Raw genomic sequence first — 7,024 nt, forward strand, 5'->3', positions numbered from 1 at the left:
AGCGTGAAGTTGATGGCCTCAAGATCCAGATTGGGTTTGAGGCGATAAACGAGCTCTTCGTCGAGCACGAAGTTCTCGGTGTCGAGCACCTGCGCAGCGCCGAGCTTCCAGGTCTGCTCGAATCCCTGAACCTGCTCGTCCATGAATTTCCGCATCCGGGCGGCGTCGCCCGGGGGCAGGTGCTCGAAGAGCCGGGTGTGGTAGTAACGCTCGTCGCCGTCGTCGATCAGACGGGCGAGGCCCTCCAGCGCAAGGAGCACCGCAAGCGCCGCCAGCGCCAGCGTGAGCGCGCGGCCCGTCTTGCTTCGCAGCAGGCGCGGGGGCTGGGATTCTTCGGGCATCGGGCGCAGTGTAGTCGAGCACGTTCACGAGCACGAGCACGCTCACGACGGCAACAACAATTCGAAGGGGTAGGGGCTCGCGGGCATTCTCGCAAGCCGGTGGGTGTCCAGGGTGCCCAGAATGTCGTCAACGTGATCGTGGACGTGCTCGTGCTCGATGCCCGGTTGACCCCGGCGCCAAGGCGGCGCCATATTGCGCGCGTATGCGAGGAGGCTCCCATGTCCGATGAGAGCGGCATTCCCGGAGGTCTGGGAAACCTGTTCCAGCAGGCCCAGCAAATGGCCCAGCAACTCCAGGAAAAACAGAAAAAAGTTGAAGAAGAGCTCGCCGGGAGGACCGTCGAGGCGGCCTCGGGCGGCGGAATGGTCACGGTGACCGTGACGCTCTCTGGGAAAGTCCGCAAGGTCCGCATCGACAAGACCGTTGTCGATCCCGAGGACGTCACCATGCTTGAAGACCTCGTGCAGGCGGCCTTGAATGCCGCGCTTCGCAAGGCCGAAGAAGCCGCCAATGAAGAGCGCTCCAAGCTCGGCGGCGGCCTGGGGCTTCCGGCAGGCCTGAACCTGGGAGACCTGTTCAAGTAATGCCCGCGCCCAAGGACCCCATCGAACGGCTCGTTGCCGAGCTCTCCAAGCTTCCGGGAATCGGCCGAAAGACCGCCACCCGGCTGGCCTTCCATATTCTCAAGGAAGACGCCGAGTATGCGGGCGCGCTCTCGCGGGCGCTGACCGAAGCCAAGGAGCGCGTGGGCTTTTGCGAAAAATGCTTCAACTACGCCGTCGACCCGCTGTGCACGGTGTGCAGCAGCGCCAAGCGCGATCCGGCCATCATCTGCGTGGTCGAGCAGGTGCCTGACCTCATGGCCCTTGAATCGGCCGGGGGCTTTCGCGGGCTCTATCACGTGCTCCACGGCGTCCTCTCACCGCTGGACTCTGTGGGCCCCGAAAAGCTCCGGATCGCCGAGCTCATGCGCCGCCTGGACTCCGGCGAAGTGCGTGAGGTCATCCTGGCCACGGGCACCGGGGTGGAGGGAGAGGCCACAGCCCTCTACCTGGCCGAGGAGATCCGCTCCCGTGACATCGCCGTCTCGCGCATTGCCTACGGGGTCCCCATCGGCGGGGAGCTCGAATACATCGACCGGGCCACACTGACCCGGGCGCTTGAAGGGCGCACCCGAATCGGCTAGTGAACAGGGATTCAGGGTGCCGTCGCTGGTTCAGGGGGAGGACGGGTTGACCTGAAAGCCCGAATTGGTAAAGATTTCCCCCATCTAGACCGAATTTGAAGCCGCTTGATTGTTCGCGGTTGGAGGAGTTTTTTACATGGCCGGCCCAAGCTTCGTGATGTACGAAAGCGAGTTCCATGAGATCGCCGCCGTGATCGAGCGACTCTGCCAGGAGGCGAACTCCAAGGTCGTCTTCCTGGTCGATAAAAACGGTCAGCTCATCGCCAGTGCCGGTGAGACCGAAGACCTCGACACGACCTCCCTTGCCTCGCTGACGGCGGGCAACATTGCCGCCACCGGCGGCCTGGCCAAGCTGCTCGGGGAGAAGGAATTCTCCATCCTCTTCCATGAGGGCGAGCGCGACAACCTGCACATTACGATCATCGCCAGCCGGGTGATCCTTGTGGTGATCTTCGACGAGCGCAGCTCGCTGGGTCTGGTCCGTCTTCGCGTGAAGAAGGCGGGCGAGGAACTGGCGAAGATTTTCGAGCGCCTGGTGCAGAAAGCCGAAGCTGATGGCGGGGCCTCTTCGCCGTTTGCCGAGATTACCGACGACGACATCGACAACCTGTTCAGCGAATAAGCCGGCAGGGTAGAAATCGACCCACGAGACTCAGTAGGGGTGGCTTAACGTGTCTTTCATCAACTATTCGTCACGCGAGATCAACTGCAAGATCGTCTATTACGGACCGGGTCTGTGCGGGAAGACGACGAATCTCCAGTACATCTACACAAAGACAAATCCCGAAGCCAAGGGCAAGATGATCTCGCTCGCCACCGAGACCGAGCGCACGCTGTTCTTCGACTTCCTGCCGCTCTCGCTGGGTGAGATTCGCGGCTTCAAAACCCGTTTTCACCTCTACACCGTTCCCGGTCAGGTCTTCTACGACGCCTCGCGCAAGCTCATCCTCAAGGGCGTGGACGGCGTGGTCTTTGTCGCCGACTCCCAGGTCGAGCGCATGGAAGCCAACATCGAGAGCGTCGAGAACCTCAAGACGAACCTGGCCGAGCAGGGCTACGACATTTCGAAGGTTCCCTACGTCATGCAGTGGAACAAGCGCGACCTGCCCAATGCCGCCCCCGTGGACGAGCTGCAGCGCCTTCTCAATCCGCTACAGGTTCCCAGCTACGAAGCCTGCGCCCAGAGTGGCGAGGGCGTCTTCGAGACCCTCAAGGCCGTCGCCAAGCTGGTCCTCCAGGAGCTCAAGAAGGGCAAGTAGGGCCCGAACATTGTCACGAAGAATTCGGGGGCGGGGCGACTCGCCCCTTTTTCTTTTTGGGCCCCGGTGGGTAACAATTACCGGTGAAAATGAACCCGATTCCCGTCAAGCTCTATTCCGACTTCATTTGCCCGTACTGCTTTATCGGCGAGCGGGTGATTGAGCAGCTTTCTGCCAAATTTCCGATCGACATCGAGTGGACGGGCTACGAGATTCACCCCGAGATTCCCTACGGCGGGATGAGCCTGCATAGCTTCGGCGGGGACTTCATGGACGGTCTGTGGCAGCGCATCGCGCCGCTGGCCGAGTCCTACGGCGTGAAGATCGACCGGCCGAGCGTGGTGGCCAACACGCACCTGGCGCTCGAGGGGGCAGAGTTCGCCCGGGAAGCCGGCAAGGAAGCGCTGGCCAAGTACCGCCGCGGCGTCTTCGACGCCTACTTTCTCGAAGGAAAAGACATCGGCGACCACGCCGTGCTGACCGAGATCGCCGGGAAGGCGGGCCTGGAACGCGCGGCATTTTCCAAAGCCCTCGATGAGGGCACCTTCTTCGACAAGGTGCAGGACAACCGCGAAGAAGCCCTCGACAACCTCGTCACCGGGGTTCCGACGACCGTGATTTTCGGGGCGCGCATCATCGGCGCTCAATCACCCCAGGTGTTTGAGCAGGCCTTCGAACGCGCCCTGGAGGGTAAGCTGGCCCCGGCCGAGTAGGCGGCGCCCCTGGAGATCCTTCTTTGAAAAAGGCATTTGTTCTCGACTCCAACGTGCTTCTTCACGACCCCACGGCCATGTTCCACTTCGGGGACAACCACGTGGTCATCCCCATCACCGTCATTGAGGAAATCGATCGCTTCAAAAAAGAGGTCTCGGACGTCGGGCGCTCCGCGCGCGAAGTATCGCGCCATCTCGATGCCCTGCGTGAGCGGGGCAAGCTCTCCAGCGGCGTGGATCTCGACAGCGGGGGCAAGCTCTGGGTCGCCCTGGCACGCGAGGACTACGGCCTGAGCCTTCCCGAGGACCTGCCCCAGCACAAGGCCGACAACCGCATCCTCTCGGTGGCGCTGGCGCTGCGAGGCGGGACGCTGCTGGACAATCTCAAACCCGAAGAGAAATCCCAGAAGGTCGTGTTCGTTACCAAGGACACGAACCTGCGCATCAAGGCCGACGCCCTGGGACTTGAGGTCATGGACTTTCTGACCGACCGCGTCGACATCGAAGAGCTCTATACCGGTTACCGCGAGCTCTTCGTCGACGCCTCGGTGGTCGATCGCATCTACCAGGACGGCGAGATTTCGCTGCTTCCCGATGAAGAGATCTACCCCAACGAGTGTCTGCTGCTGCGCGACAAGGAAGCGCCCACGCACACCGCGCTCGCGCGCTTTCGCGAGCAGGGAGCCATCAACTGCTACCTGATCCAGCAGCCGCGCGAATCGATCTGGGGGGTGCGCTCGCGCAACAAGGAACAGACCTTTGCGATGGACCTGCTCCTGGACGACAACATCCCGCTCGTCACGCTCGTGGGAAAAGCCGGCACCGGCAAAACGATGCTCGCCCTGGCCGCCGGCTTGTTCAAAACCACCGATCAGCGCCGCTACCAGCGCCTGCTCGTCTCGCGCCCGATCTTTCCGCTGGGGCGTGATCTTGGATTCCTGCCCGGCGACATCGACGACAAGCTCAGCCCGTGGATGAAGCCCATCTTCGACAATCTCGAATTTCTGCTCAGCACTTCGGGCGGGGAGGGCGGCGGCACCGGGCGCCATCATCGCAGCTACCAGGACCTCATCGACCTGGGAATGCTGGAACTCGAACCGCTCTCCTACATTCGCGGCCGAAGCATTCCCAACCAGTTCATGATCATCGACGAGGCACAGAACCTCTCCCCCCATGAGGTAAAGACAATTGTCACGCGCGCCGGGCACCAGACCAAGCTCGTCTTCACGGGCGATCCCTACCAGATCGACAACCCCTACGTGGACTCGGCCTCCAACGGTCTGTCCTGGCTCGTGGAGCGATTCCGCGCCCAGAGCCTGGGCGGCCACGTCACCCTCTACAAGGGCGAGCGCAGCGAGCTGGCAGAGCTGGCGGCAAACATCCTCTAGCAAGTGGAACTTCTCGAAACACTCAGCGAGGCGCTGGCCGACCAGCTCCACGTCCTCTACCAGAACGAATGGTGGAGCGCCGGGCGCACCCGCGAGGAAACCGCGCGGGTGCTCGAAGGCTCGGATCTCACGCTTGGGCTGGTGCAGGAGGGGACTCTCGTGGGGTTCGCGCGCGTCCTCACCGACGGGGTCTTCAAGGCGCTCATCTTCGACGTGATGGTCGCCCCCGAACAGCGCGGCTCGGATCTGGGCCGACGGCTCATCGACGAGATCATCAGCCACCCAAAACTCAGCGGCGTGAAACACTTCGAACTCTACTGCCGGCCCCGCATGGTTCCCTTTTACGAAAAATGGGGCTTCACCAGCAATCTGGGCGAGATTCGCCTCATGCGCCGCGAGGCCTGAGCGCCGCTCACTCCGCATTTTGCATCCGGCGTAATTTCCGGGTCACAATTGGCCATCCCCGGAACCTGCTGAATTGTCGCTGTGGTTGTTGAGAGAAACTCTCCGCCACATGCCGGGGAGAATTCCCGGCGCCGCGCCGGGCACAGAGGCTTTTGCGATGCCCGACAAGAAGACCCGCTTTTTAGATTTGGTAAAAAGCCGCGTGGGCGAGCGCACTGCCGCGCTCACGCGCAAGCACAACTCCTGCGTCGACGTCTCCGTCGGCGCACTCACCCTGGCCGAGCGCTGGCGCACCGACCGGCTTCCCGACGACGCCCAGGCCCTCGACCAGCTCGCCCGCGAGCTCGTCGTGTGGGCACTGCCCAACGGCGAAGAAGGCGCCGCAAAACCCTTTACCGACGCGGATCTGGAATAGTGCGGCGCGTCCTTTTTCTGCTGCTGATTCTTTCTCAGGTCATGGCATTCGCCGGCGTTGCACGCGCCGAAGAAAGGCAATGGGTCTTTTCTCCCAATGATCCATTGCGCGGCGGGGAATTATCTGTAAACAGCTTCTACAGCTATTCAAAAAATCGATTTCCATCTTCTGTAATAGAGGCACATAGCTTCGGCCTGCTTGTTGCGGGCGCACCTCACGATCGCGTCAGCGTTTGGGCGGAACTGCCCTTCAGACAAAAGAGTCTTGAAAGCAAATTTGCTGCCTTAAAATTCAGCGAGTTCGGTGTGGGAGATCTATCGCTTGGCTTAGAGCTGTATGCACTTCGTGAGATCTCGGCGTCAAGTTCATTGGACGTCAGCATATACGCCACCGGGACATTCCCAACCGGTGAGTACAACACGAAAGGTGATGTTTTCTTCACGCCGACAACAGACCCGGAAGTCGTTCAGCCGGGGCGAGATGCTTACGCTTATCGAATTGGTATTTCAGGTGGATACAGAACGGAAGCCTGGAGGGCTGCGTCATCCGTGAGCTACAAGGATTGGGGCAAGTCGAGGATCACTGACTTCGGTGAGGATTTGGTCATAAGTATTGCGGGTGCATTTCAACCTCTCCGCATCGAATCCGGAGCACTGCCTGAACAGGGGGGCGCTGTTACCTTTGGAATGTCTGTAATTGCTTCATCGGATGATCGCTCGAATTGGCTAGGCTACTTCCCACTCGGCGGAGGCGGCTGGTCCGTCTATGCGTCGCCAGGCATCGAATACTTTATTGGAGACTGGGTTTTGGACCTGAACGCCCGTGTGCCACTTCAATACAATTTGACTGGCGGTTACGAGCCTGCAGATTTTTCTCTAGCCTTTGATCTCGGCTGCAGAATTTAGCTACGCCGCCGCACGTTGCAGCAATTTCTGGATCGGCTTCACGAAGGGAAGAAGCTGGGCGAACATGCCGAGCATGTCCCAGTAGTCGGTGTGGCGGTAGCACTTGCCGGCGCCGTTGAATTCCATCCAGCTTACCCCAGGCAGGGTCGCCTTGAACGGCACGAGTGGCACGCGAAAATCCATCTCCCAGCGGATGACGAGCTGGTTCTCTCCCACGGCGTCCGAGATGAGGCGCACCTCGAGTCCCTTCAGGGATTTCTCCATGGACGCGAGCGCCTGGCGGAAGGCGGCAAGCCCCTCGACGCGCTGGATGGGGTCCTGGAAGACGACGGTATCGGCGTAGAGCTCGCCCAACACCCGCTCGCGCAGGTTGTGATCGGAGAGGTTGGCGAACAGGTCGCCGATGGCCTG

Annotated in this window: 11 protein-coding genes; 9 read left to right on the top strand and 2 right to left on the bottom strand. The window is 61.1% G+C overall.

Features of this window, described 5'->3' with window-relative positions; all coding sequences use genetic code 11:
• A partial coding sequence (locus KDH09_19410) for a hypothetical protein (protein ID MCB0221875.1) occupies window positions 1-341 on the bottom strand: 341 nt, incomplete at its 3' end.
• Window positions 342-560: 219 nt separating this feature from the next.
• On the opposite strand from KDH09_19410, the gene KDH09_19415 reads away from it, so the two are divergent.
• From KDH09_19415 to KDH09_19455, 9 genes are all read left to right on the top strand, one after another.
• Window positions 561-926 carry a YbaB/EbfC family nucleoid-associated protein gene (locus KDH09_19415; GenBank protein MCB0221876.1) on the top strand — a complete coding sequence of 122 codons (366 nt, stop codon included), beginning with the start codon at window positions 561-563 and terminating at the stop codon, window positions 924-926.
• Entirely contained in the window at window positions 926-1,528 is a 603-nt protein-coding gene (gene recR, locus KDH09_19420) for a recombination protein RecR (GenBank protein MCB0221877.1), read from the top strand. Before KDH09_19415 ends, recR begins: the two co-directional genes overlap by 1 nt.
• A 136-nt stretch (window positions 1,529-1,664) precedes the next feature.
• On the top strand, window positions 1,665-2,150 hold the full coding sequence (locus tag KDH09_19425) for a roadblock/LC7 domain-containing protein (protein ID MCB0221878.1): 486 nt from the start codon (window positions 1,665-1,667) through the stop codon (window positions 2,148-2,150).
• A gap of 49 nt (window positions 2,151-2,199) precedes the next feature.
• The gene (locus tag KDH09_19430) at window positions 2,200-2,787 is read left to right on the top strand and encodes a gliding-motility protein MglA (protein MCB0221879.1); all 588 of its coding nucleotides are present in this window, start codon (window positions 2,200-2,202) and stop codon (window positions 2,785-2,787) included.
• 89 nt (window positions 2,788-2,876) lie between these two features.
• Window positions 2,877-3,500 carry a DsbA family protein gene (locus tag KDH09_19435; protein MCB0221880.1) on the top strand — a complete coding sequence of 208 codons (624 nt, stop codon included), beginning with the start codon at window positions 2,877-2,879 and terminating at the stop codon, window positions 3,498-3,500.
• A 23-nt stretch (window positions 3,501-3,523) separates the two neighbouring features.
• On the top strand, window positions 3,524-4,888 hold the full coding sequence (locus KDH09_19440) for a PhoH family protein (GenBank protein MCB0221881.1): 1,365 nt from the start codon (window positions 3,524-3,526) through the stop codon (window positions 4,886-4,888).
• 3 nt (window positions 4,889-4,891) lie between these two features.
• A complete protein-coding gene (locus tag KDH09_19445; GenBank protein MCB0221882.1) occupies window positions 4,892-5,293 on the top strand; it encodes a GNAT family N-acetyltransferase in 402 nt (133 codons plus the stop codon).
• Between the two features lie 109 nt (window positions 5,294-5,402).
• Window positions 5,403-5,708 carry a hypothetical protein gene (locus tag KDH09_19450; GenBank protein ID MCB0221883.1) on the top strand — a complete coding sequence of 102 codons (306 nt, stop codon included), beginning with the start codon at window positions 5,403-5,405 and terminating at the stop codon, window positions 5,706-5,708.
• Window positions 5,708-6,613, top strand: coding sequence for a hypothetical protein (locus tag KDH09_19455; protein ID MCB0221884.1), 906 nt, complete (start codon window positions 5,708-5,710; stop codon window positions 6,611-6,613). Before KDH09_19450 ends, KDH09_19455 begins: the two co-directional genes overlap by 1 nt.
• On the opposite strand, the gene KDH09_19460 is transcribed toward KDH09_19455, so the two are convergent.
• The coding region (locus KDH09_19460; protein ID MCB0221885.1) for a nuclear transport factor 2 family protein at window positions 6,614-7,024 on the bottom strand (411 nt) is incomplete at its 5' end.

It is taken from the genome of Chrysiogenia bacterium, assembly GCA_020434085.1.
GTDB lineage: Bacteria > JAGRBM01 > JAGRBM01 > JAGRBM01 > JAGRBM01 > JAGRBM01.

Coding starts and splice junctions, on each gene's coding strand:
- recR (MCB0221877.1), top strand. CDS start 926: ATGCCCGCGCCCAAGGACCCCATCGAACGGCTCGTTGCCGAGCTCTCC.
- KDH09_19450 (MCB0221883.1), top strand. CDS start 5,403: ATGCCGGGGAGAATTCCCGGCGCCGCGCCGGGCACAGAGGCTTTTGCG.
- KDH09_19425 (MCB0221878.1), top strand. CDS start 1,665: ATGGCCGGCCCAAGCTTCGTGATGTACGAAAGCGAGTTCCATGAGATC.
- KDH09_19435 (MCB0221880.1), top strand. CDS start 2,877: ATGAACCCGATTCCCGTCAAGCTCTATTCCGACTTCATTTGCCCGTAC.
- KDH09_19415 (MCB0221876.1), top strand. CDS start 561: ATGTCCGATGAGAGCGGCATTCCCGGAGGTCTGGGAAACCTGTTCCAG.